Origin of the sequence: Rhodoferax ferrireducens, from assembly GCF_003347515.1 — a bacterium.
Taxonomy (GTDB): domain Bacteria; phylum Pseudomonadota; class Gammaproteobacteria; order Burkholderiales; family Burkholderiaceae_C; genus Rhodoferax.
Window position 1 is genome coordinate 1 of sequence record NZ_QEII01000229.1, and the last position, 558, is coordinate 558.

A 558-nucleotide genomic window follows, 5' to 3' on the forward strand; every position below is an offset into this window, starting at 1 on the left:
CGTTCGCTTTAATCTTGGGCATGGCGTGTGGTCCTTAAATGTTTTTGTGTTGCGCGCCTTTTGGGAGCGCTCCGATATTTCGTTTGGCCGGCTTCACTACAGCACCACGGATGCACCGCCAGGCTGTGCAAGTGGCCCCGTACCCAGCAAATCGTCGCGATAGCGTTGCTCATGAGAGTGCTAAGTTTGGCGTGCGTGCAAGCGTTACCAGTGCTGCGGAAACCATCTCAACCGCTGCGGGGGCGATTGATTCGACGGCTTCGGTGCAAATGCTATCGGCAGTCTCGCGTGCGGCGTTCACCAGCGCACGCCCGGCTGGGCGAAGCACGGCCTGACGAAATCCATTCGCACCTTCGCGCACCACGAGGCCAATCTTCTCGAGCACGATCAACTGACGCAGCACAGCCGATTGAGGCTGACCCAGCGGACGCACGAGTGCCGGAATGCTTACCCGACCACCGTCCGCTTGCGCGAGCAAATTCAGCAGCGCAAAGTCGTTGAAACTGATGCCATGGTAAATGCCCAACTCGTCGTCAAGCTTGAGTTGCAGGCTGGCGT

The 558-nt window shown here is 58.6% G+C and carries 1 protein-coding gene; it reads right to left on the reverse strand.

Going from position 1 to position 558, the window contains the following annotated elements; all coding sequences use genetic code 11:
* Positions 1–169: 169 nt before the first annotated feature.
* Positions 170–558: helix-turn-helix domain-containing protein (locus tag C5P05_RS04335; protein WP_114968637.1), on the reverse strand; the 389-nt coding region annotated here is incomplete at its 5' end.